25 protein-coding genes and 1 other RNA gene are annotated in these 26,610 nt (G+C 59.8%); 6 read left to right on the top strand and 20 right to left on the bottom strand.

The window, feature by feature from the left end; genetic code table 11:
* Window position 1 precedes the first annotated feature (1 nt).
* From HF675_RS04870 to HF675_RS04855, 4 genes are read right to left on the bottom strand one after another with little or no spacing between them, the layout of a single operon-like run.
* On the bottom strand, window positions 2-1,321 hold the full coding sequence (locus tag HF675_RS04870) for an MFS transporter (RefSeq protein ID WP_187044172.1): 1,320 nt from the start codon (window positions 1,319-1,321) through the stop codon (window positions 2-4).
* Window positions 1,318-1,971, bottom strand: a complete 654-nt coding sequence (locus tag HF675_RS04865; protein ID WP_187044171.1) for a DUF4286 family protein — start codon at window positions 1,969-1,971, stop codon at window positions 1,318-1,320. Before HF675_RS04865 ends, HF675_RS04870 begins: the two co-directional genes overlap by 4 nt.
* 47 nt (window positions 1,972-2,018) lie before the next feature.
* Window positions 2,019-3,368 carry an amidase gene (locus tag HF675_RS04860; RefSeq protein ID WP_187044170.1) on the bottom strand — a complete coding sequence of 450 codons (1,350 nt, stop codon included), beginning with the start codon at window positions 3,366-3,368 and terminating at the stop codon, window positions 2,019-2,021.
* Entirely contained in the window at window positions 3,368-4,078 is a 711-nt protein-coding gene (locus tag HF675_RS04855; protein ID WP_105232402.1) for a DUF2848 domain-containing protein, read from the bottom strand. Before HF675_RS04855 ends, HF675_RS04860 begins: the two co-directional genes overlap by 1 nt.
* Before the next feature lie 126 nt (window positions 4,079-4,204).
* Here HF675_RS04855 and HF675_RS04850 point away from each other — a divergent pair, with 126 nt between their 5' ends.
* A complete protein-coding gene (locus HF675_RS04850; RefSeq protein WP_105232403.1) occupies window positions 4,205-4,885 on the top strand; it encodes a GntR family transcriptional regulator in 681 nt (226 codons plus the stop codon).
* A 151-nt stretch (window positions 4,886-5,036) separates the two neighbouring features.
* On the opposite strand, the gene gcvP is transcribed toward HF675_RS04850, so the two are convergent.
* The 7 genes from gcvP to HF675_RS04815 all read right to left on the bottom strand — a co-directional run bounded on the left by gcvP (window position 5,037) and on the right by HF675_RS04815 (window position 14,411).
* A complete protein-coding gene (gene gcvP, locus HF675_RS04845; protein ID WP_187044169.1) occupies window positions 5,037-7,916 on the bottom strand; it encodes an aminomethyl-transferring glycine dehydrogenase in 2,880 nt (959 codons plus the stop codon).
* A gap of 91 nt (window positions 7,917-8,007) precedes the next feature.
* Entirely contained in the window at window positions 8,008-8,394 is a 387-nt protein-coding gene (gene gcvH / locus HF675_RS04840; protein ID WP_105232405.1) for a glycine cleavage system protein GcvH, read from the bottom strand.
* 35 nt (window positions 8,395-8,429) lie between these two features.
* The gene (gcvT, locus tag HF675_RS04835; RefSeq protein ID WP_187044168.1) at window positions 8,430-9,527 is read right to left on the bottom strand and encodes a glycine cleavage system aminomethyltransferase GcvT; all 1,098 of its coding nucleotides are present in this window, start codon (window positions 9,525-9,527) and stop codon (window positions 8,430-8,432) included.
* A gap of 503 nt (window positions 9,528-10,030) precedes the next feature.
* A complete protein-coding gene (ubiI, locus tag HF675_RS04830) occupies window positions 10,031-11,230 on the bottom strand; it encodes an FAD-dependent 2-octaprenylphenol hydroxylase (RefSeq protein WP_105232407.1) in 1,200 nt (399 codons plus the stop codon).
* A gap of 58 nt (window positions 11,231-11,288) precedes the next feature.
* Complete coding sequence (gene ubiH, locus HF675_RS04825) at window positions 11,289-12,467, bottom strand: 2-octaprenyl-6-methoxyphenyl hydroxylase (RefSeq protein ID WP_187044167.1); 1,179 nt, start codon at window positions 12,465-12,467, stop codon at window positions 11,289-11,291.
* Window position 12,468: 1 nt separating this feature from the next.
* The gene (gene pepP / locus HF675_RS04820; RefSeq protein WP_187044166.1) at window positions 12,469-13,782 is read right to left on the bottom strand and encodes a Xaa-Pro aminopeptidase; all 1,314 of its coding nucleotides are present in this window, start codon (window positions 13,780-13,782) and stop codon (window positions 12,469-12,471) included.
* Between the two features lie 50 nt (window positions 13,783-13,832).
* Window positions 13,833-14,411 carry a YecA family protein gene (locus tag HF675_RS04815; protein WP_105232410.1) on the bottom strand — a complete coding sequence of 193 codons (579 nt, stop codon included), beginning with the start codon at window positions 14,409-14,411 and terminating at the stop codon, window positions 13,833-13,835.
* Between the two features lie 321 nt (window positions 14,412-14,732).
* On the opposite strand from HF675_RS04815, the gene zapA reads away from it, so the two are divergent.
* The 3 genes from zapA to HF675_RS04800 all read left to right on the top strand — a co-directional run bounded on the left by zapA (window position 14,733) and on the right by HF675_RS04800 (window position 15,949).
* Window positions 14,733-15,065, top strand: a complete 333-nt coding sequence (zapA, locus tag HF675_RS04810; RefSeq protein WP_015673685.1) for a cell division protein ZapA — start codon at window positions 14,733-14,735, stop codon at window positions 15,063-15,065.
* A gap of 41 nt (window positions 15,066-15,106) precedes the next feature.
* A non-coding RNA gene (gene ssrS, locus HF675_RS04805) (6S RNA) lies at window positions 15,107-15,288 on the top strand.
* 52 nt (window positions 15,289-15,340) lie between these two features.
* Window positions 15,341-15,949, top strand: a complete 609-nt coding sequence (locus HF675_RS04800) for a 5-formyltetrahydrofolate cyclo-ligase (RefSeq protein WP_187044697.1) — start codon at window positions 15,341-15,343, stop codon at window positions 15,947-15,949.
* A 49-nt stretch (window positions 15,950-15,998) separates the two neighbouring features.
* Here HF675_RS04800 and serA read toward each other — a convergent pair whose 3' ends face one another.
* A complete protein-coding gene (serA, locus tag HF675_RS04795) occupies window positions 15,999-17,237 on the bottom strand; it encodes a phosphoglycerate dehydrogenase (protein WP_105232412.1) in 1,239 nt (412 codons plus the stop codon).
* 372 nt (window positions 17,238-17,609) lie between these two features.
* Window positions 17,610-18,266, bottom strand: coding sequence for a ribose-5-phosphate isomerase RpiA (gene rpiA, locus HF675_RS04790; RefSeq protein ID WP_015673688.1), 657 nt, complete (start codon window positions 18,264-18,266; stop codon window positions 17,610-17,612).
* Window positions 18,267-18,450: 184 nt separating this feature from the next.
* Between rpiA and HF675_RS04785 the strand changes: the two genes are divergently transcribed.
* Window positions 18,451-19,344: a LysR family transcriptional regulator ArgP gene (locus HF675_RS04785; RefSeq protein ID WP_105232413.1), complete on the top strand. Its 894-nt coding sequence runs from the start codon at window positions 18,451-18,453 to the stop codon at window positions 19,342-19,344.
* Between the two features lie 41 nt (window positions 19,345-19,385).
* On the opposite strand, the gene HF675_RS04780 is transcribed toward HF675_RS04785, so the two are convergent.
* The 7 genes from HF675_RS04780 to epd form a co-directional block, all read right to left on the bottom strand.
* Window positions 19,386-20,117, bottom strand: a complete 732-nt coding sequence (locus tag HF675_RS04780) for an oxidative stress defense protein (RefSeq protein WP_015673690.1) — start codon at window positions 20,115-20,117, stop codon at window positions 19,386-19,388.
* A gap of 200 nt (window positions 20,118-20,317) precedes the next feature.
* Window positions 20,318-20,932: an arginine exporter ArgO gene (argO, locus tag HF675_RS04775; RefSeq protein ID WP_111736524.1), complete on the bottom strand. Its 615-nt coding sequence runs from the start codon at window positions 20,930-20,932 to the stop codon at window positions 20,318-20,320.
* A 277-nt stretch (window positions 20,933-21,209) separates the two neighbouring features.
* Window positions 21,210-22,076 (bottom strand): small-conductance mechanosensitive channel MscS, encoded by an 867-nt coding sequence (mscS, locus tag HF675_RS04770; protein WP_187044165.1) that lies wholly within the window; start codon window positions 22,074-22,076, stop codon window positions 21,210-21,212.
* Between the two features lie 13 nt (window positions 22,077-22,089).
* Entirely contained in the window at window positions 22,090-22,266 is a 177-nt protein-coding gene (locus HF675_RS04765; protein WP_187044164.1) for a hypothetical protein, read from the bottom strand.
* 36 nt (window positions 22,267-22,302) lie between these two features.
* On the bottom strand, window positions 22,303-23,382 hold the full coding sequence (gene fbaA, locus HF675_RS04760) for a class II fructose-bisphosphate aldolase (protein WP_105232417.1): 1,080 nt from the start codon (window positions 23,380-23,382) through the stop codon (window positions 22,303-22,305).
* A gap of 165 nt (window positions 23,383-23,547) precedes the next feature.
* Window positions 23,548-24,711: a phosphoglycerate kinase gene (gene pgk / locus HF675_RS04755; RefSeq protein ID WP_105232418.1), complete on the bottom strand. Its 1,164-nt coding sequence runs from the start codon at window positions 24,709-24,711 to the stop codon at window positions 23,548-23,550.
* A gap of 110 nt (window positions 24,712-24,821) precedes the next feature.
* Window positions 24,822-25,838, bottom strand: a complete 1,017-nt coding sequence (epd, locus tag HF675_RS04750) for an erythrose-4-phosphate dehydrogenase (RefSeq protein WP_111736523.1) — start codon at window positions 25,836-25,838, stop codon at window positions 24,822-24,824.
* Between the two features lie 400 nt (window positions 25,839-26,238).
* Here epd and HF675_RS04745 point away from each other — a divergent pair, with 400 nt between their 5' ends.
* Window positions 26,239-26,571 (top strand): putative quinol monooxygenase, encoded by a 333-nt coding sequence (locus HF675_RS04745; protein WP_105232420.1) that lies wholly within the window; start codon window positions 26,239-26,241, stop codon window positions 26,569-26,571.
* The last annotated feature ends 39 nt before the right edge of the window (window positions 26,572-26,610 follow it).

Genomic DNA, 26,610 nt, shown 5'->3' with positions numbered 1-26,610 from the left:
GTTACAACGGCTTATGGGCGGTCTCCTTGGCCGCCAACACCGCCCACAGGGTGATCAGCAGCGTCAGGGTCACATAGGCCGAGATCGCCAGCGTGCTGTCATACGATTTAAACAGCGATGTGATAATCAGCGGCGCAAAGCCGCCGCCGACAATCCCCGCCAGCGTATAGGCCAGCGACGAGCCGGCATAGCGCACCCGCGTCGGAAACTGTTCAGTGACAAACGCCGCCTGCGGGCCGTACATCGCCGCATGAATCAGCAGTCCCACCACCACCGCCAGACAAATCAGCACCGGCTGCGTGCTGTCCAGCAGCACAAAGAACACAAAGGCCCAGACGATTGCCGCCAGCGCGCCGCCGATATACACCGGGCGCCGTCCCAGACGATCGGACAGCGCACCGAACAGCGGCACCGTAATGGCATTGCCCACCGCCCCCAGCATGGTGGCGGCCAGCGCCAGCGGCCGCGGCAGGTTCAGCACCGTAGTGACATAGGTCAGTGTAAACACCACCACCAGCGCGTACAGCACGTCGGAACCGATACGCGAGCCGCCGGCGATCAGCAGCGGGCGTTTATAGTGGCTGAAGACTTCACGCAGCGGCGCGTGCGTCACATCGCGGTTCGCCGCCAGTTGCAGAAACGCCGGCGTCTCGCCCACGCCGCGCCGCAGCCACAGGCCGAACGCCACCAGCGCCAGGCTCAACAGAAAAGGTATGCGCCAGCCCCACTGCTGGAAGTCCTCCGCCGACATCGCCAGCGTCACCACGGTGATAAACCCGGTGCCCACCAGCGTCCCGCAGGAGGGGCCAACCTGGGCAAACGACGCGTTGCGCCCGCGCTGTTGCGGTTTGCCGTGCTCCATCGCCAGCAGCACCGCCCCGGCCCACTCGCCGCCCAGCGCAATACCCTGAATAAAGCGCAGCGTCACCAGCAGCAGCGGGCTCCAGATGCCCCAGCTGGCGTAACCAGGCAGCATGCCCATTAGCGCGGTGGTGGCGCCCATGATCAGCAGCGTGGTGACCAGCACAAAGCGTCGGCCGAGCACGTCGCCCAGATGGCCGAACACCATACCGCCGATCGGCCGCGACACATAGCCGACCGCATAGGTGGAAAACGCCAGTATGGTGCCGACCAGCGGGTCGAAGGAAGGGAAGAAAACGTGATTAAAAATCAGCGCCGCCATAATGTTGTAAACGGTGAAGTCGTACCATTCCAGCGCGGTGCCGATGGAGCTGGCCGCCGCCAGTTTGCCGGTGTTCGGCGCAGCCTCGCTGTGCGCTGCTGCGCTATCGAGCGGCGTATCGGTGGTTGAGGTGCTCATGATTTCAGCTCCTGTGCGGTAAGTTGCCAGCCAAGGGCGTAACGCAGCACGGCATCTGCGGCGATATTCAACTGCTGACAGGCCAGCGCGTTAAGACGCTCGCCAGCTTCGGCGCTACTGCTTTCAATCAGCAGCATCGGTGACAGCGTGCGGTTATCCGGCGCTTCTTTCGGCAGCGGCGTGCTGAGCGCCGCGTCCGGCAGCAGCAGGCTGCTGCAGACAAACCCGGCCTCGGCGGACAGCATTTCCCCCAGTTGGGAAACGCGCGGCGTTAGCACGGCGGCGTCTTCCGCCGGAAGCGTTATCACGCCGAGGTGGCTGCCGCAGCCAAAGCCGGTGACCGCCGCCACGGCGCATACCCGCCGCATCGGGTCCACCATTTTATCCAGGCTGGCTACCGACCACGGCGTTTGCCGGGTAAACGCCGCGTGATAGGCCGCAGAGGTAAAGCTGTCGAGCGAGACGGTTTTATACAGGCCCAGGTATTTGCGTCCGCCCTCCAGCGCCTGATAGCGCGCGCCGCTTAAAAAACCGTCGATGCGCACCCGCTCTTCCACGTGTTCACGGTCATACCAGCGATTGAAATCCGCCTCATCCTGCGCGGCGACATCGGTTGCAACAAACAGCATTCCGTTCGGGGTTCCGGTCATGGGACTCTCCTGTTAGCTCATTATGAGGCGGGCGGGCCCGCCGGAAATTACGCGCCGGCCAGACAGCGCTCAACGGACAGCGCCCAGCCCAATAGCGCCTCATCCTGCTGCGCCAGACCGGCGACCATCAGCCCTACCGGCGCTTCGCCCGGCGCTTGAATCGGCAACGACACCGCGCAGCCGTCCAGGAAATTAATGATTGAAGGGTTACGCAGCGCGGCGCCGTTGATCCGGAAGTAGTGCGCCTCATCGGCCTCCAGCTCGGCGATGGTCGGCGCGACAAACGGCACGCTGGGCATCAGCAACGCGTGGTAGCCCTGCAGCGAACCGGCCACCCGCCGCTGCCAGTCGAGCCGCTGCTCCCGCAGCCGGCGGCCGTCCTGCTCGCCCAGCGCCGCACCACGTCGGATGCGCGACAGCACCCGCGGGTCGTAAGCCGCCGCCTGCTCGGCAATCAGCGTCTGGTGCCACTGCCAGGACTCCAGCGCGGTAAAGCCGCCGGCCGCGTTGATCGCCGCCAGTTCGGCAAACTCATCGCAAGGCAGGGCGTCAATCCGCGCGCCCGCCTGCGCCAGCCGCCGCAGCGCACGCTGAAACGCCGCGGACACCGTCTCGTCCAGTTCATCCATCGCCAGCGTCTGCGGCAGCGCAAAGCGCGCCTGCGCCAACGGCTGGGCGGTCGGCAGCAACGGCTGCCGCGCAATCAGCCCATCCAGCGCGATGCAGTCCGCCAGACCGTGGGCAATCACGCCGACGGAGTCCAGCGACGGCGACAGCGGCTGCACGCCCGTCATGTCTATGCGGCTGGCGCTGGGCTTATAGCCGGTCAGGCCGCAGAACGCCGCCGGAATGCGCACCGAGCCGCCGGTATCGCTGCCAATCGCGCCAAAGCCCATGCCGTCGCTGACCGCCACCGCGGCGCCGGACGAGGAACCGCCGGGAATTCGCCGCTCCTCCCGCCGCCACGGATTGGCCGGCGTGCCGTAATGCGGGTTAATGCCCAGGCCGGAGTAGGCGAATTCAGTCATATTGGTTTTGCCGATCACCACCGCGCCGCCCTGCAGCAGCCGCGCCACCACCGCCGCATGACGCTGCGCCGCCGGCGCCTGCATCAGCGCCCGTGATCCGCCGGTAGTGGCCTCGCCCTCCACGTCAAACAGGTCTTTAACCGACACCGGCACGCCGTCCAGCGCAGAGAGAGGCTGCCCGGCCGCACGCCGGCGGTCGGCGTCCTGCGCCTGTCGCCGCGCCCAGTCGTGATACACGCGGACAAACGCTCGCGCTCCTTCCCCCTGCGGATCGTCAATTCGCGCCAGCGCAGCGGCGGTCAGCCGTTCAGAGGTGATATCGCCGTTGGCGAGCGCGGCGGCGGCCTGTCGTAATGTCCAGTTTTCCATCACGCCACCACCGGTAATTCAACGCTGCGATAAGCGTGACTGATGGTGCGACCCAGCACTTCGTCCACCAGCTCCATACGAAACTCCGCCGCCGGACGGATGCCGCCGATCGCCGCCAGGGTGCCGCAGGTCATCGCCAGCCCTTCCGGCGGTTGCGGCATTGTCAGACACTCCGGCGTCTGCACACCGCCCAGATAACGTTCGAGCAAGTCCCCCGGCGTGCGCAGGCCGGCCAACGTGCCTTGCTGGTAAAGACGAAACTCCCCCTCCTCGCGGATCCAGGAACGCAGAATCAGGCTGTCCCAGTGCGGCGCCACCTCATGCAGCGGCCAGGCCGCAGAGGCAACCGGCTTGACGCAAAGCTGCTTCGACAGCGCGACGCTGTGCGCCTCCAGCTGACGGTCGGTGTGATCGGAAGCCAGCGACACATACAGCTCGCCGCGGTGGGTGAAGATCAGCGGTTCGGCTTCGCCGGAGCTGGCGCCGCCGACCACCTCAACGCTGTCGCACTGGCTAAGCTGATTGGCCGCCACGCGATAAAACAGCGGAATTGCACTCGGCTGGGGCACGCCCAGCTCCGCCAGTTCCCTGATATGGTGCAAAATGGCCTCATGGTCGCGCCCGGTCCAGCCGGCGATCACCAGATGATCGATCGCCACATTCAGCGCCTCAGCCCCCGCCGAATCAGGTAAAGTGAAGGTTAGTTGCATGGCATCTGTTTCCTTGGTGTTAAATTCCAGTGAAATTTCACTATATCTTCAGTTGCTAAATAAGCGATTTCCGTGCCATGTTTTTGTGTACTATGTCTAAAAACTTTCTGGTTGCAGGAGCAAAGTGTGAAGACCGTTGACGCAGAGCGCCGGGAACTCCCGACGGTAGAGGAAGCCGGCCTGTCGCAGAACGAACTGGCCTACCGACGCTTTAAACAGGCACTGGTGACGCTGAGCTATAAGCCCGGCGAGTACCTGAATACGGCGCAGGTGATGGACGATCTGGCGATGGGGCGCACGCCGATCAATCAGGCGATCCACCGGCTGGCGAATGAAGGGTTGCTGCAGGTGATCCCGCGTAAAGGCGTGATGGTGGCACCGCTGTCGATCGACGATGCGCTGGAGCTGATTGACGTGCGGCTGGCCAATGAACTGCTGTGTATGCGGCTGGCCAGCAAGCGCGCCAGCGCACCGCAGATCGCCAGCCTGGAGGCCATCAACCAGCAGATCGAAGCCGCCTGCCAGGCGCGCGATCGGGTGCGCATGATGACGCTGGATCATGAGTTCCATCAGGCGCTGGCGCAGATCGCCGGCAACGCCATGCTGGCGGACATTCTCAGCGTGCTGCACGCACGCGCCCAGCGCTTCTGGGCGACCTCGCTGTCCCGGCAGGGCCATATGCAGGAAGTGATCGACGAACACCGGGCGATTATCGCCGCGCTGGCGCAGCAGGATGCGGATGCGGCGGAAAGCGCGGCGCAGGCGCATATCCTCTCCTTCCGTAGCGCGCTGTTGCACGATGCATAACGGTTTGCCGGGCGGTGATGCCGGCTGCTCGCCGAACTGTTCGCCCGCACCCCCGAGGATATTCACCTGCTCTGCGGCTGTTAAGCCGTCGCAATAAAAAAGGGACACGGCATAATGCGGTGTCCCTTGATGTTCAGCGTTCGCTTATGCGTTATTGATATTCGCCGATTGGCACGCAGGAGCAGAACAGGTTGCGGTCGCCGTAAACGTCATCCAGACGCTTCACGGTCGGCCAGTACTTGTTCTCACGCACCGCAGCGGACGGGAATACCGCCAGCTCGCGGCTGTAGGCGTGCTGCCAGTCGCCCACCAGCTCGGCCTGCACGTGCGGCGCATTCACCAGCGGGTTATCGTCCAGCGGCCATGCCCCCTGCTTCACGCTCTCCATTTCTGCGCGAATCGACAGCAGCGCCTCGATAAAGCGGTCCAGCTCAACCTTACTTTCTGACTCCGTCGGCTCAACCATCAGCGTGCCCGCTACCGGGAACGACATGGTCGGCGCATGGAAGCCGTAATCGATCAGGCGCTTGGCGATATCCATCTCGCTGATGCCGGTTTCCTCTTTCAGCGGACGAATATCCAGAATACATTCGTGCGCCACGCGGTGGTCGCGGCCGGTGTACAGAATCGGATAGGCATCCTTCAGACGGGTGGCGATGTAGTTGGCATTAAGGATTGCCACCTGGCTGGCCTGCTTCAGGCCTTCCGCCCCCATCATGCGGATGTACATCCAGCTGATCGGCAGAATCGACGCGCTGCCGAACGGCGCGGCGGACACCGCGCCCTGCTGGGTGGTTACGCCGTCAATCTGCACCACGCTGTGGCCGGGCACAAACGGCGCCAGATGTGCTTTCACGCCGATCGGCCCCATGCCCGGGCCGCCGCCGCCGTGCGGAATACAGAAGGTTTTATGCAGGTTGAGGTGAGAAACGTCCGCACCGATGTAGCCCGGCGTGGTGATGCCGACCTGTGCGTTCATGTTGGCGCCGTCCAGATACACCTGACCGCCGAACTGATGCACGATCTGGCACACTTCACGGATGGTTTCTTCATAGACGCCGTGGGTGGACGGATAGGTCACCATAATGCATGACAGCTCCGCGCCTGCCTGTTCGGCCTTGACGCGCAGATCGTGCAGATCGATGTTGCCATTCTTGTCGCAGGCCACCACCACCACGCTCATGCCCGCCATCTGGGCGGAAGCCGGGTTGGTGCCGTGCGCCGAGCTTGGGATCAGGCACACGTGACGCCCCGCTTCATTGCGGCTTTCGTGATAACGGCGAATCGCCAGCAGGCCGGCATATTCCCCCTGCGCGCCGGAGTTCGGCTGCATGCAGACCGCGTCATAGCCGGTCAACTGCACCAGCCACTGGGAGAGCTGACCGATCATCACCTGGTAGCCGGTCGCCTGCTCAGGCGGACAGAACGGGTGCATATCGGAGAACTCCGGCCAGGTGATCGGAATCATTTCCGCCGCGGCGTTCAGCTTCATGGTGCAGGAACCCAGCGGGATCATCGCCTGGTTCAGTGCCAGATCCTTACGCTCCAGACGATGCATATAGCGCATCATTTCGGTTTCGCTGTGGTAGCTGTTGAACACCGGGTGGGTCAGGATCGCTTCCTGACGCAGCATCGCCGCCGGAATGGAGGCGCTTGCCGCGCTGACCGCCGCATCCAGCGCATCGATGTCCAGCCCGTGGCCGTCACCGGCCAGCACCGCAAACAGGGTTTGCACGTCTTCACGTGAGGTGGCCTCATCCAGCGTGATGCCGACCGCGCCGTGAATATCGGTGCGCAGGTTCAGGCCGAAGCTCAGGGCGCGATCCAGCACCGCCGCCTTGTCTTTCACCTCTACCGTCAGGGTGTCGAACCAGCTGTTGTGACGCAGTTGCAGGCCGGCCTGCTGCAGCCCGGCCGCCAGAATATCGGTCAGGCGGTGGATACGTTCGGCAATGCGCTTCAGGCCCTGCGGCCCGTGGTACACCGCATACAGGCTGGCGATATTGGCCAGCAGCACCTGCGAGGTACAAATATTGGAGTTGGCCTTTTCACGACGGATATGCTGTTCGCGAGTTTGCATCGCCATACGCAGCGCGGTATTGCCGGCAACGTCGCGGGAAACACCGATGATACGGCCCGGCATCGAACGCTTGAATTCATCACGGCAGGCAAAGAAGGCCGCGTGCGGGCCGCCATAGCCCATCGGCACGCCGAAGCGCTGCGCGGAGCCGAACACCACGTCGGCGCCCTGCTTACCCGGCGCGGTCAGCAGCACCAGCGCCATAAAGTCGGCCGCCACGCTGGTGATGATTTTGCGGGATTTCAGTTCGGCCAGCAGCGCGCCGTAGTCGTGCAACTCGCCGGTGGTGCCCACCTGCTGCAGCAGCACGCCGAACACTCCTTCCAGCTCCAGCACTTTTTCCGCTTTATCGACGATCACCTCAAAGTTGAAGGTTTCGGCGCGGGTACGCACCACGTCCAGCGTCTGCGGGTGCACATCGTCGGCGACGAAGAAACGGTTGGCGCCTTTCAGCTTGCTGGCGCGCTTGGCCAGCGCCATCGCTTCGGCGGCGGCGGTAGCCTCATCCAGCAGCGAGGCGGAGGCCAGATCCAGCCCGGTCAGATCGAGCGTCACGGTCTGGAAGTTCAGCAGCGCTTCCAGACGGCCCTGCGACACTTCCGGCTGATACGGCGTATAGGCGGTGTACCAGCCCGGATTTTCCAGCATGTTGCGCAGGATCACCGGCGGCGTCAGCACCGAGCTGTAGCCCATGCCGATATAGGATTTGTAGCGCTGGTTCTGGCCGGCGATCGCCTTCAGTTCGGCCAGCGCCTGATGTTCAGTCACCGCATCGCCAACCGGCGGCGGCCCCGGCAGCTGAATATCTGCCGGCACAATCTGTTGGATCAGCGCGCTGAGCGAGCGGGCGCCCACCGCCTCCAGCATCTCTTGCTGTTGCTGTGCAGAAGAGCCGATATGGCGTTCAATGAACGCTTCGCTGTGTTCAAGTTGGCTGAGTGTCTGAGTCATTGCGACAAATTCCTGAATGCTTACGTGGTACGGGATGTAGCCTTAATAACTAAAACGCCCCGACGCGTCAGCGTGCGGGGCGTGGTAACCATTACTCTTCGATAGACGCCTGATAACCGGCGGCATCGAGCAGCTTGCCGAGCTCCGCTTCGTCAGAGGCCTTGATGCGGAACAGCCAGCCGTCAGCGTAAGGATCGCTGTTGACCAGCTCCGGCGAGCCGTCCAGCTCTTCATTCACCGCGATGATTTCACCGCTGATTGGCGCATAGATGTCGGACGCGGCTTTCACCGACTCCGCCACCGCGCAGTCGTCGCCGGCGGCAACGGTGGCGCCGACTTCCGGCAGATCGACAAATACCATATCGCCCAGCAGTTCCTGCGCGTGTTCGGTGATACCCACCACATATTCGCCATTGCCTTCGCTACGCACCCACTCGTGAGAGGTGGCGTATTTCAGTTCAGTTGGTACATTGCTCATCGCCCGCGGCTCCTTCAAATAAAATCAATCAATCATTAATCAATCAGTGACTTACCGGCACGTACAAAACCGGGCTTGGTGACCTTCACCGGCATTTCACGGTTGCGGATCTGCACGATGGCCTGGTCGCCGATGCCGGCCGGCACCCGCGCCAGCGCGATGCTGAAGCCCAGCGTCGGCGAGAACGACCCGCTGGTAATCGCCCCTTCGTGCGTCTGGCCCGCTTCATCGGTGAAACGCACCGGCAGTTCATTACGTAATACGCCCTTTTCCGTCATCACCAATCCGACCAGTTGTTCGGTGCCCTGCTCGCGCTGCTGTTCCAGCACGTCGCGGCCGATGAACTGACGGTCCTGCGGCTCCCAGGCGATGGTCCAGCCCATATTGGCCGCCAGCGGCGATACGCCTTCATCCATCTCCTGACCATAAAGGTTCATTCCGGCTTCCAGACGCAGCGTATCGCGCGCGCCGAGGCCGGCCGGCTTCACGCCCGCCGCCAGCAGGCGCTGCCAGAAGTCGGCCGCCTGCTCTGTCGGCAAGGCGATTTCATAGCCGGCCTCGCCGGTATAGCCGGTAGTGGCGATAAACAACTCGCCGGCCTGTACGCCGAAGAACGGTTTCATACCGGCCACCGCCTGCTGTTGTTCCGAATTGAACAAAATGGCCGCGCGCTCTTTAGCCTGCGGCCCCTGCACCGCGATCAGCGCCAGGTCGTCGCGCACCTGCAGCTCTACGCCATACGGCGCGGCATGCTGTTCAATCCACGCCAGGTCTTTGTCGCGCGTGGCGGAGTTAACCACCAGGCGGAAATAGTCTTCCGTCAGGAAGTAAACAATCAGATCGTCAATCACGCCGCCGGAAGCGTTCAGCATGCCGGTATACAGCGCCTTGCCGGGCTGGGTCAGTTTGGCGACGTCATTCGCCAGCAGATAGCGCAGGAACTCCCGGGTGCGGGCGCCGTGCAAATCGACAATAGTCATGTGGGAGACATCGAACATGCCGGCGTCCTGACGCACGGCGTGATGCTCATCAATCTGCGAGCCATAATGCAGCGGCATCATCCAACCATGAAAATCGACCATGCGAGCGCCGCATGCCACGTGCTGCTCATACAGTGGAGTTTGCTTTGCCATCTTATCCCTCTTTCCACAATGTCCCCGTCATCATGCCGGCCGCATGGCGGCTGGCGGAATACATTCCGGGGTTGAAATGCCGTGCGAAACCGTGGCGAAAAAAAGGCGCCCATCAGCACGACGCAAACGATACCCTTTACCCGAACTTATCACCGAACGTCGTTTTTAACCATAAGTTAAAATAGGCTCAGCGCGGTGCGCGGGAGGAAAAATGTCGCGTTAGTGTGCAGAGTTTTTCACTGGAAAAATGCGTCTTAAGGCACAAAATTAACAATTAAAGCGGCAAATGTCCGATGTTATATAACAAACACGCTGTAAGAGAAGGAGTTATAGCCTTTGCCTTTTTTACATCGGATTATAAAAACTAATGGGTTATCGGGCGTTAAATTAGATTATTTCAAATGAAGGGTAATATAAGGAAAATTGATGACTGAAGGCCTAAAAAACAGGGGCGCCGTGATAGCGCCCCCTGATGCTAAATAAGATACCGCGCGTCGGCAGCCTTACGTCAGCCACTCCGGCAGGTCATTCAGCCCCATCGCCTGACGCACCAGCTTCGGCTTGACGCCCGGCAGGCTGTCGGCCAGCCGCAGGCCGACATCGCGCAGCAGCTTCTTGGCCGGATTGTTGCCGTCAAACAGTTCGCGGAAACCCTGCATGCTGGCCAGCATCACCGCCGCACCGTGCTTGCGGCGGCGCTCATAGCGCCGCAGATACAGGTGCTGGCCGATATCCTTGCCCTGCCGCTGCAGGCGCTTCAGTTCAGCGATCAGCTCCGCGGCGTCCATAAAGCCCAGGTTGACGCCCTGCCCGGCCAGCGGGTGTACGGTATGCGCCGCATCCCCTACCAGCGCCAGACGATGGCCGGCAAAGCTGCGGGCGTAGCGTCCGGTCAGCGGGAAGGTCAGCCGTTCGCTTTCCAGCGTACAGCGCCCCAGACGCATATCGAAGGTCATGCTCAGTTCGCGGTTAAACGCCTCCGGCGACAGCTGGCTGAGCCGTTCGGCCTCCTCCGGCGCCACCGACCAGACGATCGAGCACAGGTGTGGGTCGCCAAACGGCAGGAAGGCCAGAATGCCGTCGCCGTGAAACACCTGACGCGCCGTAGCCTGATGCGGCTCTTCGGTACGAATCGTGGCGACCAACGCGCTGTGGCGGTAATCCCAGAAGGTCAACGGAATATCGGCGTGCTGACGCAGCCAGGAGTTGGCGCCGTCCGCGCCCACCACCAGACGTGCGCTGAGCATGCGGCCGTCCTCCAGCGTGATAAAGGCGTCGTTCTCACCCCAGGCGACCTGTTTTAACGCCGCCGGCGTCAGCAGCGTGACGTCCGACAGCGTCTGCGCCTTGCGCCACAGCGCCTGCTGGATCACGTTGTTTTCAACAATGTGGCCCAGATGGCTGAAGCCGCACTCATCGCCGCGGAAGGCGATTTTACCGAAGCTGTCGCGGTCCCATACTTCCATCGCATTGTAGGCGCTGGCGCGCAGCTGCAGAATATCGTCCCAGACGCCAATCTGTTGCAGCAGGCGCTCGCTGGCCGCATTAATGGCGGAAACGCGCAGCGCCAGCTGCTCCGGAACGCCCTGCTCCGGCTGCCGGTGCTCCAGCACCGCCACGCGCAGGCCGCTGCCCTGCAGGCCGCAGGCCAGCGCCAGTCCCACCATACCGCCGCCGGCGATAACCACATCGAATGATTGCATGCTGCTTAATTCCTTAAAAACGCCTTAAATAACGGGGAGCGACATCGCGGCCATCGGCCTAGCGCTCGACCCAGCCCAGGGTGCGTTTGGCAAAGGCATCGCGCACCACGGGCAAATGTTCCATCGCCATCAGGCCCAGATTACGCCCAACCACCAGCGGCGCATAGCGGTTGGCGAATAATTTGATCAGGCCGTCGGTCACGCCGATGGTTGCCTGCTGGTCCTGCTGCCGCCGCTGCTGATAGCGGCCAAGCACCGCGTAGGCGCCGAGATCCTCGCCGGCCTGCGACGCTTCCGCCACGGTTTCCGCCAGCGACATCACGTCGCGCAGCCCCAGGTTGAAACCCTGCCCGGCGATCGGGTGCAGCGTCTGCGCCGCATTGCCCACCAGCGCCAGACGGTGGGAAACGTGCTGCTGCGCGGTCAACAGACTCAGCGGGTAGCTGTGGCGCTTGCCGACCTGCAGCATCCGCCCCAGACGCCAGCCGAACGCCTGCTGCAGTTCCTGCAGAAAACGCGCGTCGTCCCAGCCGTCCACCCGTTCACGATCGTCGCGGTCATGACACCAGACCAGAGAGCTGCGCCCCTGCGACATCGGCAGCAACGCCAGCGGCCCGTGGCGGGTAAAGCGCTCAAAAGCGCGGCCCTGCGGGTCCTGCTCGCTGGTCACATTAGCGATAGTGGCGAACTGCGGGTAGTCCTGCTGCCGCCACTGCACATTGCAGGCGCGCGCCAGAGCGGAACGCGAACCGTCCGCCGCAACCATCAACTGGCCGCTCAGGCGCTGTCCGTTATCCAACAGCACCTCGGCCTGCTCGCGGCTACGCGTCACATCGATCACTTTGGCCGGACAGTGCAGCGTCACGCCCGGCGCATTTTCCAGCAGGGCAAACAGCCGCTGGCCGGCGTCGTACAGTTCGATCACCTGCCCCAACGCCTCGACCTGATAGTCCTGCGCCGACAGATTGACGAAGCCGGCGTGGCCGCGATCGCTGACGTGCACCTGCGAGATCGGCGTCGCGCAGTCGCGCAGCGCAGGCCAGACGCCGATGCGGCTGAGCTGCTGACAGGTGCCCTGCGCCAGCGCAATGGCGCGCGCGTCAAACCCCGGATGCATCCGGTCGCCCGGCAGCGTGGCCTCAACCACGTCAATGCGCACCCTGCCCTGCGTCAGCGACGACAGCGCTAACGCCAGCGTCGCTCCGGCCATCCCGCCGCCAACGATAATTACGCTCATCTTATCTTGCCGCCGCCATCAACGCTTCAATCGCATCGGCGTCTTTCACTACGCTGGCGGTCAGGTTCTCGTTGCCGTCCGGCGTAATCAGGATATCGTCCTCAATACGGATGCCGATGCCGCGATAGGCTTCCGGCACGTCGGCATCCGGCGCGATATACAACCCCGGCTCCACCGTCAGCACCATGCCCGGCTCCAGCACCCGGTCGCGGTTTGGCGAACCGTAATGACCGACGTCGTGCACATCCAGCCCCAGCCAGTGGCTCAGGCCATGCATAAAGAACTGGCGGTGCGCCTGTTCGGCAATCAACTGTTCAACCTCGCCTTTCATCACGCCCAGCTCCACCAGACCGGTGACCATAATGCGCACCACTTCCGCATTCACTTCGCCGATGCTGGTGCCCGGCCGGAACAGCGCCAGCGCCTTGTTGAGGGACGCCAGCACAATGTCGTACACCGCCCGCTGCGGCGCGCTGAATTTGCCGTTGACCGGGAAAGTGCGGGTAATATCGCCCGCATAGCCCTGATATTCACAGCCGGCGTCGATCAGCACCAGATCGCCGTCGCGCATCTCACTTTCATTTTCGGTGTAATGCAAAATGCAGCCATTTTCACCGCTGCCAACGATGGTGTTATACGACGGGTAGCGGGCGCCGAGGCGGGTAAACTCGTGATGAATCTCCGCCTCCAGCTGATATTCGAACATGCCCGGCCGGCACTTTTCCATCGCGCGGGTGTGCGCCAGCGCACTGATTTCCCCGGCGCGGCGCATTACCGCCAGCTCTTCGGCCGATTTAAACAGCCGCATGTCATGCAGCCACGGCCGCCAGTCAGTGACGGTGGCCGGCGCCTGGAAGTTCTGGCGAAAGCCCTTGCGCAGCTTATCCAGCGCGGCGTAGAGGATCCGGTCCGCATAGGCATATTCGCCCTGCGCGTGATACACCACATCCAGGCCGTTAAGCAGCAGATGCAGCTGTTCATCGATTTCATCAAACGGCAGCGCACGATCGACACCCAGCCTTTCGGGCGCCGCTTCCTGCCCCAGACGACGGCCAAACCAGATTTCAGCCGTCAGATCGCGCACCCGGTTGAACAATACGCTATGGCTGTGCGTTTCATCGCTCTTGATCAGAATCAACACCGCTTCCGGCTCGTTAAAACCGGTCAGATACCAAAAATCACTGTTCTGGCGGTAAGGATATTCTGAATCTGCACTGCGCGTTGCTTCCGGCGCGGCAAAGATCACCGCCGCGCTGCCCCGCGCCATTTTCGCCAACAGCGCCTGGCGGCGGTTCTGAAATTCCTGCTGAGTCATGTCCTTCTCCTGAAATCAAGTCGGCCGAAGCGCACGGTCGATACGAATCTTTAGTGCAATGTAGGTTTGACGTTTTCCACCGCGGTCGGTTTACGGCGGTTGAATTCGTTATAGCAGAGGATTGCCGCCATACGGACGTATTCCGCTACTTCTTCCAGCGACTGCTCCAGCTCTTCCTGGTCTTCGTCTTCGTCGTAGCCCAGCTGCGCGATGCTGCGCAGATCGTCAATGGCTTCGCCAACCTCGTCTTTCACCTGCGCCAGCTTCGGCTGCATCATGCCGAGGCCCAGCAGGAAGTGATTGACCCAGCCGGACAGAGCATCAGCGCGTTCGAACACCGTAACCGCCTCGCCTTCGGGCAGCATCAGCTGGAACATAAATTCATCATCGCTCAGCGTCTCATGAATCAGATCATACACCTGCTGCAGCGGCTGGCTCAGCGCCTGAGGGAACGCCACGCCTTCATTGGTCAGGTCGTGCACCAGCGTGCGCCAGCTGGCGTCATTGTTGCCGCCGCACAGCAAACCGCTGATTAAACCGTGCATTTCAGCGGCGGTGAGCGCCACCGCCTGCTGGTTCAGGGCGGCGGACAAGGTGAAGTAATTTGGGTATGTATTCTGTATAGACATGCGTATTCGTCATCGTTGGCAGGATAAGTTCGTGTTATGCTACCACCAAGGCTCGTGGTTACACCAGATAAGCACGCCCCTTCAGTGGTTGGTGACAATCCGTCTGTGGTCAGGGTTGGCCGGGATAACGACAGCGTTCGCAGCGGCCTGGCTATTTTTTTGACTGCCGGCGCGACGCACAGTAGATTATCATCAGGTTACTGAATAACCACGGGATAAAACGCCGTGTTTTAAGGGGTTGTATCTTGGTACCGAGGTATATATAGTGGCGCCCCGCTTCGATAGACCGGAGCCGGCGCGAAATTTAGGCAGGAAGGTGGCATGTCTGCACAACCAGTAGATATTCAAATTTTTGGCCGTTCGTTAAGGGTTAATTGCCCGCCAGAACAACAAGATGCGTTGAACATGGCGGCGGACGATCTTAACCAGCGGTTGCAAGATCTCAAAGTTCGCACTAGAGTCACAAATACTGAACAGCTGGTTTTCATTGCCGCGTTGAATGTTTGTCACGAACTCGCACAAGAACGCTTGAAAACTCGTGATTATGCGGCCAATATGGAACAGCGCATCCGTATGCTGCAACAGACCATTGAACAGGCGCTGCTTGAGCAAGGTCGCATCTCTGACCGTCAGGATGATGCACAATTCGAATAACATAAGTTGCTGAACGCTAACGGTTCGGCAATGAGTACAAAATTTCTCTGAGATGTTTGCCAGCGGGCCAGTCCCCTGAGCCGATATTTAGTACAAACAGAATGTATTGCTCCGCGATCGGTGAGCATGCTCGCTTGTCGAGAAGCCTTAAGATTGCGACGGTACGTTCACCTTGAACCTCGGGTTCAAGGGTTACAGCCTGCGACGGCATCTCGGAGATTCCCCCTTTCATCAGGTTTACGCGGCCTTTAACGCGCTATGCGATCATGCCCATGATGCATTACCAACCTCAGTTCGCCAAACAGCGGCAAGACATCCGTCAGCAAATCCGTCAGCGACGCCGTGCGCTTTCCGCGCAGCAACAGCATACTTTCGCCCGGCAAACCGCCGAACGCATCGCTTCTCATCCGCGTATTATTGCGGCCGACAGCGTGGCGGCGTTTCTTTCCTTTGACGGCGAACTGGATACCCGCCCGTTAATCGAGCGTCTGTGGCATATGGGCAAACAGGTTTATCTGCCGGTGCTGCACCCGTTCAGCGCGGGCAACCTGCTGTTTTTACACTACCACCCCGACAGCGTGCTGCGCCCCAACCGTTTTAACATCCTCGAACCCGAACTGGACGTGCGCAACGTGTTGCCGACCTCACAGCTGGCGGTCATTCTGGCGCCGCTGGTCGCGTTCGACAGCCAGGGGCAGCGTCTGGGCATGGGCGGTGGTTTCTATGACCGCACGCTGCAACAGTGGCAGCACGGCGGCCCTTATCCGATAGGGCTGGCGCACGACTGCCAGCAGGTGGACGGCATCCCGACCGAACACTGGGATATCCCGCTGCCGGAAATCATCACCCCGTCCAAAGTCTGGGCCTGGCAAATCGCCCAATAGCAAAAGGCCGGGACAAGCCCGGCCTCTTTAATCCGCGTTAAAACGCCAATCAGAACAGCAGACGCGCGCGAATGGTGCCTGGGATGGCCTTCATTCGCTGCAGCGCCGCGTCGGCGCGTTCGGTTTCCGCTTCAATATCAATGACCACATAACCAATTTCCGGGCCGGTCTGCAGATACTGAGCGGCAATGTTGACGCCCTCTTCGGCAAAGATCTGGTTAATCTGGGTCAGCACGCCGGGGCGGTTTTCATGGATATGCAGCAGGCGGCTGGCGTTCGGGCTGTGCGCCGGCAGCGACACTTCCGGGAAGTTAACCGCCGACAGCGTGGAGCCGTTATCGGAATACTTCGCCAGTTTACCGGCCACTTCATCGCCGATGTTTTCCTGCGCTTCCTGGGTAGAACCGCCGATATGCGGCGTCAGGATCACATTGTCAAACTCGCACAGCGGCGAATTGAACGGATCGCTGTTGGTGGCCGGCTCTTCCGGGAACACGTCAATCGCCGCGCCCGCCAGGTGTTTGCTGGACAGAGCCTCGCACAGCGCGGGGATATCCACCACGGTGCCACGGGAGGCGTTGATCAGGATCGAGCCAGGCTTCATCAGCGCCATCTCGTCCTTGCCCATCATGTTTTTGGTCGATGGCGTTTCCGGCACGTGCAGGGTCACCACGTCGCTCATATTCAGCAGATCGGACAGATGACGCACCTGCTGCGCGTTGCCCAGCGGCAGTTTGTTCTCAATGTCGTAGAAGAACACTTTCATCCCCAGCCCTTCGGCCAGGATGCCCAGTTGGGTGCCGATATGGCCGTAGCCGATGATGCCCAGCTTCTTGCCGCGCGCTTCGTACGAGCCGACGGCCAGCTTGTTCCACACGCCGCGGTGCGCCTTAGCGTTGGCCGACGGGATGCCGCGCAGCATCAGCAGCAGCTCGCCCAGCACCATTTCGGCAACGGATCGGGTATTGGAGAAAGGTGCGTTGAACACCGGGATGCCGCGTTTGGTCGCCGCTTTCAAATCCACCTGGTTGGTGCCGATACAGAAGCAGCCTACCGCCACCAGCTTTTCGGCCGCGGCGAAGATCTCTTCGCTCAGATGCGTGCGCGATCGGATGCCGATGAAATGGGCATCGCGGATCGATGCCTTGAGTGACTCGGTGTCTAACGCACCTTTGTGATATTCAATGTTGGTATAACCGGCAGCGCGCAGATTATCCACCGTGCTTTGATGAACCCCTTCCACTAACAGGAATTTAATCCTGTCTTTCTCCAATGATACTTTTGCCATTTACCCGACCCTATGTTCAGACTTCAGAAGCGGCTGTCCCCTCTTCCGCTCGCGGGCGCCCCGCAGGGTTTCCACCTTGCCGGCAGCCGGATGACGGGAAGAGATAAAACAGCTCGACCACCAACATAACAAAAATAACGCGGGCGGCAATACAAACGATTGCCCGCCCCTCAGCACAAGGGAGAGTTCAGAGGGGTGATTCTGGTTGAAAATGCCATGCAGAAAGAATTTGGCAGAAGCTTAACCGAGGTTATGACGAGAATGTGACATATGTCACCAAATTTGGCGGATTAAAGAAAAGATGTTTTCTGCTGAAAATTATGCCGGCAACGGGCTGCGCCGGGCGGCGCAGCCTGCATACACAGCCGGTGGTTATTCGACCACCTTGACGCCGTCCGCCGTGCCGACCAACGCCACATCGGCGCCACGGTTGGCGAACAGCCCGACGGTCACCACGCCGGCGATGCCGTTAATTTTGTTCTCCAGCGCCACCGCGTCGGTGATGCTCAGATTGTGCACATCGAGAATCACGTTGCCGTTATCGGTGACCACATTCTGACGATACTCCGGCAGACCGCCCAGCTTCACCAGTTCGCGCGCCACGTAGGAGCGCGCCATCGGGATCACTTCGACCGGCAGCGGGAACTTGCCCAGCACGTCCACCTGTTTGGAGGCATCCACGATGCAGATAAATTTGCGGGCGATGGCGGCGATGATTTTTTCACGCGTCAGCGCTGCGCCGCCGCCCTTGATCATCTGCATATGGCCGTTGATTTCGTCCGCGCCGTCGACGTAAATATCCAGCGAGTCCACTTCGTTGCTGTCGAATACGTGGATGCCGAGGCTTTTCAGCTTGGCGGTGGAGGCGTCGGAGCTGGACACCGCGCCTTCAATTTGATCCTTGATTGACCCCAGCGCATCAATAAAGTGGGCGGCGGTCGACCCGGTGCCCACGCCGACGATGGTGCCCGGCTTCACGTATTCCAGCGCCGCCCAGCCTACCGCTTTTTTCAGTTCATCCTGCGTCATGCTATTTTCCATTGCCTATATACGAAAACGTATGCGTATTATAGGGTAAATCGCCTCGCTGAATGCAGGTATGGATCGCAAATTGTGGCCCGTGCGCGCCAAGCGTCACGCCTGTGCTGTGATGCAAGCGGCGCTATTTAAGGTATAGTGCCAGAAACCATTAACGTTAAGGGATATCTCTCCGATGAAACGCCCAGACTACAGAACGCTACAAGCGCTGGACGCGGTGATCCGTGAACGCGGCTTTGAACGCGCGGCACAAAAACTCTGCATCACCCAATCGGCGGTATCTCAACGCATCAAACAGCTGGAAAATCTGTTTGGCCAGCCGCTGCTGGTCCGTACCGTACCGCCGCGCCCCACCGAACAGGGGCAAAAGCTGCTGGCGCTGCTGCACCAGGTGGAGCTGCTGGAGGAAGAGTGGCTGGGCAACGATACCGGTGTCGATACGCCGCTGCTGCTGTCGCTGGCGGTCAACGCCGACAGTCTGGCAACCTGGCTGCTGCCGGCGTTAAAACCGGTGCTGGCCGACTCGCCGATTCGTCTGAACCTGCAGGTGGAAGATGAAACCCGCACTCAGGAGCGCCTGCGCCGCGGCGAGGTGGTCGGCGCGGTCAGTATTCAGCCGCAGCCGCTGCCCAGTTGCCTGGTCGATCAGCTCGGTGCGCTGGACTACCTGTTCGTCGCCTCGCCGGGCTTTGCCGAACGTTATTTCCCGAACGGCGTCACCCGCTCGGCGCTACTGAAAGCGCCGGCGGTCGCCTTCGACCATCTGGACGACATGCATCAGGCCTTCCTGCAGCAAAACTTCGATCTTTCGCCGGGCAGCGTACCCTGCCATATCGTCAACTCGTCGGAGGCTTTCGTGCAGCTGGCGCGCCAGGGCACCACCTGCTGTATGATCCCGCACCTGCAGATCGAGAAAGAGCTGGCGTCCGGCGAACTTGTCGATTTAACCCCGGGATTGCTCCAGCGCCGGATGCTGTTCTGGCACCGCTTCGCGCCGGAAAGCCGCATGATGCGTAAAGTGACCGACGCCCTGCTGGAGCACGGCCGTCAGGTTCTGCGTCAGGATTAAAAAAGGCGCCGTTAACGGCGCCCTGCTGTACTGTCTGCGGCTTACTGCGCGCCGCCGCGCTGCAGTTCAAACACCACGTCAACCTGATCGTCAAAGTGAATGCTTTGCTGCTCGTAAGTCTGCGCGGCGCTGGTTTCCGGCGCGGCGCTGGCAGCCTTATACATACGGGCAACCGGCATCGGCTGATAGTTGGCAACGTGGTAGCGGATGCTGTACACCGGCCCCAATTTGGCTTTAAAGCCCTGGGCCAGCGACGCCGCCTGCTGCGTAGCATTCTCAATCGCCTGCTGACGGGCCTTCTGCCGGTACTCGTCCGGATTCGCCACGCCCAGCTCCACCGCGCGGATCTCATTCAGGCCGGACTTCAGCGCGCCGTCCAACAGCTCATTCAGTTTATCCAGCTTGCGCAGCGTCACCTGCACCTGACGCACGGCACGATAGCCTTTCAGCACTGACTCGCCGCTCTTCAGGTAATCGTATTCCGGCTGCGTACGCAGGTTGGCGGCGCTGATATCTTTTTTCTCAATGCCGTTTTTCTGCAGGAAGTCGAAATACTGCGCAACGCGTTCATCAACCTGTTTTTTTGCCTGCGACGCATCCTTGGAGGATACGCTGACTTCAATCGCCAACGTTGCGATATCCGGGGTGGCGTCGACGCTGGCCGTCCCGGAGGTCACCACGTGCGGCCCTTCAGGCACTTCCGCCGCCTGCAGCGCCATCGGTAACGTTCCTAATCCAACCATTGCGGCCATAGCCAATGCTTTTAGCTTCACAGTGTCTCCTTAATGACAGGCTGTTCTGATTCCTGCTTATTCATGCCGATATTCCACCGCTGCCGACAGTCAATTTACCATTATTTACGCAGCCATCGTCCGGAATGAATAATCAGTTCCTTGCCATCAACCCTAGCATATCGTCCGGTTTTTTTAATTCAGATTAGTGCCAAATTATGATCCTGCCCCCAGCGGCGGCTTTATTGCATGCCGTGCCAGGCCAGCTGCGCGGCGATGGCCCACATCACCAGCCCCACCAGAATATTGATGATTCTCTGCGCCAGCGGCGTCTTCAGATACGGCGACAGCCAGGCGGCCAGCAGCGCCAGCGCGAAAAACCAGGCGGCAGAGGCGCTGACCGCACCGAAAGCGAACCAGGAGCGCACCTCCGGCGCGAACTGGCTGCCCAGACTGCCCAGCACCACAAAGGTATCCAGATAGACGTGCGGATTCAGCCAGGTGACCGCCAGCATGCTCACCACAATACGCCAGCGGCTCTGCGCCAGTTCGGCCACGCTGGCCAGAGCGATATGGCGGCTAAAGGCGGTGCGAAATGCTCCCCAGCCGTACCATAGCAAAAAGGCGACGCCGCCCCAGGTCACCAGCATCAGCAGCAGCGACGAGCGGTGCAGCAGCGCGCTGCCGCCGAAAATGCCGGCGCAGATCAGGGCAATATCGCTGAGCGCGCACAGCGATGCCACCAGCAGATGATACTGCCGGCGGATCCCCTGATTCATCACAAACACATTTTGCGGCCCCAGCGGCAAAATCATCGCGGCGCTAAGCGCAAAACCCTGTAGAAAAACGGCAAGCATGGCAAGTCCTCATCAGATACGTCGATTAACCGAGCGCATCATACGAGGAAGCTATTATTAGGTGAAATTGATAATTCTAATTCGCCATTAAGGATATTAATGACTCGGGCAGGAGGGGGAAAAAAGGGGCCTTGCGGCCCCTCAGAGTACTGACAAAGTCAGTGATTAGGGAGAGCGTGACGATGGGGTCGTAGCGGCATCAGCCGCCGCAGCGCCCGGCCCGTGGATCTCGAGCCATCCGACAACGTTGCCATCAACCTCAAGCCCCCTTGCGGCATTATTCCGCTTTAGCGGAAGTGCCGTCGGTACGATACAGATGAACGTCCATCTGCGGGAACGGAATGCCGATATTGTTGGCATCCAGCGCACGCTTGAAGTTTTCCATCAGATCGAAGTAAACATCCCAATACTGCGCATTGGTGGTCCATGAACGGGTGACGAAGTTCAGGGAAGGCGGCGCCATTTCGTTCAGACGTACGGTCACACCCTTATCGTGCATGATGCGCTTGTCAGCGGCGATCACGTCGTTCAGCACCTTTTTCACCGTGTCGATATCGGCGTTATAGGCGACGCCCACCACGATATCCACGCGGCGGTTCGGCTCGCGGGAGTAGTTGGTGATGTTGCCGGCGATAATTTTGCCGTTCGGCACCACGATGGTTTTATTGTCCGGGGTACGCAGCGTGGTGGAGAAAATCTGCACCTGATCGACGGTACCGGCAATGCCGCCGAGGTCGACGTATTCACCGGCACGCAGCGGACGGAACGCTACCAGCAGCACGCCGGCGGCAAAGTTGGACAGCGAGCCCTGCAACGCCAGACCAACCGCCAGACCGGCGGCACCCAGTACGGCAATCACCGAGGTGGTCTGTACGCCGACCCGTCCCAGCACCGCAATAAAGGTGAAGGCCAGAATGGCGTAACGCGCCATCGCCGACAGGAAATCAGAAACCGTGGCGTCAATACCACGCATTTTCATCACCCGGTTCAGCGCATTGCTGACCACGCGGGCAATGATCATACCTACGATCAGAATCGCGATAGCCGCGACGATATTCACCGCATACTGAATCAGCAGATCCTGATTTTTTACCAGCCAGCTGCTGGCATTATTAATACCGTTTACTACGTTGAGATCTTCCATTCTAACGTCCTAATTAAAAAAGCTCCCAGCGGGAGAAATCGCAAAAATACATCGCATTGACCGATGCGGAAACCACCGGGTAAGGGTAACCAACAATGGTGTGCGTTGCCAACTCTGCCAGCAAAAGTTGGGCAAAAATATCGGATACGCCCCAAAAATAAAGGCTCCCGCAGAGGGAGCCTTTCAGCATCAGACACGGGCGCGCTCATGGCGCGCCGGCCGGGGATTACAGAACGTCGATCGCGTTCAGATCCTTGAAGGCCTGTTCCAGACGCGTCACCATGCTTGACTGTGCAGCGCGCAGCCAGACACGTGGGTCGTAGTATTTCTTGTTCGGCTGATCGGCGCCTTTCGGGTTACCCAGCTGGCTTTGCAGATAGCCTTCATTTTCTTTGTAGTACTGCAGGATGCCGTCCCAGGTCGCCCATTGGGTATCGGTATCGATGTTCATTTTGATCACGCCGTAGCTGACGGATTCTTTGATCTCTGCGTCGCTGGAGCCGGAGCCGCCGTGGAACACGAAGTTCAGGCTGTTGTGCGGCAGGTTGAACTTCTCGGAAACGAATTTCTGAGAATCACGCAGGATGGTCGGAGTCAGCTTGACGTTGCCCGGCTTGTACACGCCGTGCACGTTGCCGAACGAGGCAGCAATGGTGAAGCGCGGGCTGATGGCGTTCAGTTTTTCGTACGCGTAAGCCACGTCTTCCGGCTGGGTATACAGCGCGGAGGCGTCCATATGGCTGTTGTCCACGCCGTCTTCTTCACCGCCGGTGCAGCCCAGTTCGATTTCCAGCGTCATGCCGATTTTAGCCATGCGCGCCAGGTACTTGGAGCAGATCTCGATGTTTTCTTCCAGCGACTCTTCAGACAGGTCGATCATATGGGAAGAGAACAGCGGCTTGCCGGTAGCGGCAAAGTGTTTTTCACCGGCGTCCAGCAGGCCATCGATCCATGGCAGCAGTTTTTTCGCGCAGTGGTCGGTATGCAGAATAACCGGCACGCCGTAATGTTCAGCCATCTGATGCACATGGTAAGCACCAGAGATAGCGCCCAGAATCGCTGCGCCCTGAGGAACGTCAGTCTTCAGACCCTTGCCGGCGATAAACGCGGCGCCGCCGTTGGAGAATTGCACGATTACCGGCGCACGTACTTTAGCCGCGGCTTCCAGTACTGCGTTGATGGAATCGGAGCCGACGCAGTTTACCGCCGGCAGCGCAAAGTTGTTCTCTTTAGCGACTGCAAAGACTTTCTGAACGTCATCGCCAGTGATGACACCCGGTTTTACGAAATCAAAAATTTTAGACATGTTACTTTGTCCCGTTTCGTCTGCCGTTGTACCTTCTTTCCCCCGTTCGTACGCCAGGCGTCCGGCCAAGGGTCATCGGGTAGATGGATGTAAATCGTTTCTACCCCGCGCCGCAACCGGCGCGGAATAAAACAAACGGGCGGCTTGCGCCCCCCGTTGTCAGAATTACTGCTTAGCTCGCTCTTCCAGCATCACTACCGCCGGCAGTTGTTTCCCTTCAACAAATTCCAGGAACGCGCCGCCGCCGGTGGAGATGTAGGAAATTTTGTCGGCGATATCGAACAGGTCAATCGCCGCCAGGGTGTCGCCGCCGCCAGCGATGGAGAAAGCATCGCTGTCTGCAATGGCGCGCGCCACGATTTCGGTCCCCTTACGGAAGTTAGGGAACTCGAATACGCCAACCGGGCCATTCCACAGAATGGTTTTGGCGTTCTTCAGGATAACGGCCAGACGCTCGGCTGAAACGTCGCCCATATCCAGAATTTGCTCGTTGTCTTGAATTTCGTTGGCCTGCTTGACCGTCGCCGTTGCGGTTTCAGAGAATTCGGTCGCCACGCGCACATCGGTCGGCACCGGAATATCGCAGGTTTCCAGCAGTTTCTTGGCGTTGTCGATCAGATCAGGCTCATACAGCGACTGGCCGACGTTGTTGCCCTGCGCCGCCACGAAGGTGTTGGCGATGCCGCCGCCGACGATCAGCTGATCGGCGATTTTAGACAGGGAATCCAGGACGGTCAGTTTGGTGGAAACTTTAGAACCACCGACGATGGCGACCATCGGACGGGCCGGGTTGCCCAGCGCTTTACCCAGCGCTTCCAGCTCTGCGGATAGCAGCGGACCGGCACAGGCGACCGGTGCGAATTTGCCAACGCCGTGGGTAGAGGCCTGCGCGCGGTGTGCGGTGCCGAAGGCGTCCATCACATACACGTCGCACAGCGCCGCATATTTTTTGGACAGGGTTTCGTCGTCCTTTTTCTCGCCTTTGTTAAAGCGCACGTTTTCCAGCACCACCAGCTCGCCTTCGGCAACGTCAACGCCTTCCAGGTAGTCTTTCGCCAGACGCACCGGGTTGCTCAGGTGCTCTTTCAGGTAGTTGACGACAGGCAGCAGAGAGAATTCTTCGTTGTACTCGCCTTCGGTAGGACGGCCCAGGTGGGAGGTTACCATCACGCGCGCGCCTTGTTTCAGCGCAGCTTCGATAGTCGGCAGGGAAGCGCGGATACGCGCATCGGAAGTCACTTTACCGTCTTTCACTGGTACGTTCAGGTCAGAACGGATAAGAACGCGTTTTCCTGCCAGATCCAGATCGGACATCTTAATTACAGACATGGTGAACCCTCTTGGTTGATTCTCTATAAAGTTGCCTATCCCCGCCTCTTTCAGGCTATCGCCCGGAATCCTGCGGGTTTAAACGACCGCGCCCAAACGGCGCCGCCGTACTAGAAACCGCTTGCGGCCATTGCCCGGGTGGTATCCAACATCCGGTTGGCAAAGCCCCATTCGTTATCGCACCAGACCAGGGTCTTGATCAGGTGCTGCCCGCTGACCCGCGTCTGCGTGCCGTCGACGATGGCGCTGTGCGGATCATGGTTAAAATCAATCGAGACTAATGGTAGTTCCGTATAGTCAACTATACCACGAAATGATCCCCGTGCGGCCTTTTGCAGCAACTGGTTGACCTCTGTCACTTTCACCCGTGAACTCACGCTGACGCTAAGATCGATCGCCGTGACATTAATGGTCGGCACACGCACCGAGATCGCTTCAAAACGATCGCAAAACTGCGGAAAAATACGGGTGATGCCGGCGGCCAGTTTGGTATCGACCGGAATGATCGACTGGCTTGCCGCACGCGTCCGGCGCAGGTCCGTATGATAGGCGTCTATCACCGGCTGATCGTTCATCGACGAGTGAATGGTGGTGACCGTACCCGACTCGATGCTGTAGGCATCGTCCAGCAGCTTGATCACCGGAATAATACAGTTGGTCGTGCAGGAGGCGTTGGAAACGATGCGATGTTCCGCCCGCAGCGTCTGGTGGTTGACGCCGAACACGACGGTGGCGTCCAGATCGTTACCGCCGGGATGGGCAAACAGCACTTTCTTCGCGCCGGCCGCCAGATGGGCTTCGCCATCCTCACGGCTGCCGTACACGCCGCTGCAGTCCAGCACCACGTCCACGCCCAGCTCGCCCCATGGCAGTTGCTCCAACGCCGGCTGATGCAGCAGACGAATCGCGTCGTCGCCCACCGTCAGTACGTCGCACTCCTGACGCACGTCCCAGGCAAAACGCCCGTGACTGGAGTCATATTTCAGCAGGTGGGCCATCCCTTCGGCATGCGCCAGCTCGTTGATTGCCACCACGGTAATTTCGGCGCGTCTTCCTGATTCATACAGTGCGCGTAAAACGCTGCGGCCAATGCGGCCAAAGCCGTTTATCGCTATGCGGATGGTCATGCTTGTTCCTGCTAAATGGCCCTCCCTGCCGGACTTATTCACCGGATTGCGGGTGGCGCTGACGAGTTATCCTGCTAATCTATATAGAATACTTTAGCGTACCGTCTGCTGTGAATCGCTGCGTAATATTATTCACCAACCATATATGTAAAAATAACCGCTCACTCTGCCACTTTCAGCGGCCAATTGTGCCAACTGAAACGCTTCAGCCGAGCATAAACCAAAGTTTTTTGAAAAGGAACAGATCCGACACGTTGTCTGTCAACTCGCGGACACTTTGCGGTAATAAAATGATCTGGCGCACACTTTTGCTTACTACCCACAGCATGTCGCCGATCGTTTTTTCATCTGCCTTTTCCCATACGCCTTACATTTACAGGGCATATACAAGGAGCCAATAATGAGTGAAGTTAAGATTGTCGCCACCCTGACCCCGCGGCCGGAATTCGTTGACGCCGTCAGAACCGCAGCCAGAAAGATGGTGCCGCAGACCCACAACGAGGCCGGCTGCCTGCAGTATGACCTGCATGAAACACGCGAAATTCCCGATGTGCGCGATCTGCAGAACCAGGGGAAAGTTTCCTTCGTGTTTATTGAACGCTGGACGTCAGAACAGACGCTGAAAGAACACGTGGCGATGAGCTATCACGACGATTTCCTGGAAGCGCTGGATGGGAAATTGGAAAGCCTGAACGTGCAAAAACTGACCCAACTGGAACCGTCCAAGGCGTAATCAGTCCATAGCCGAATATACGGTTATCTCTACGAAAAA

Source organism: Serratia sp. JUb9 (genome assembly GCF_014298095.1).
In the GTDB taxonomy this organism is placed as follows: Bacteria; Pseudomonadota; Gammaproteobacteria; order Enterobacterales; family Enterobacteriaceae; genus Serratia_B; species Serratia_B rhizosphaerae.
Note: the sequence above shows the minus strand (reverse complement) of the source record. Positions and strands in the feature narration are given on the sequence as shown.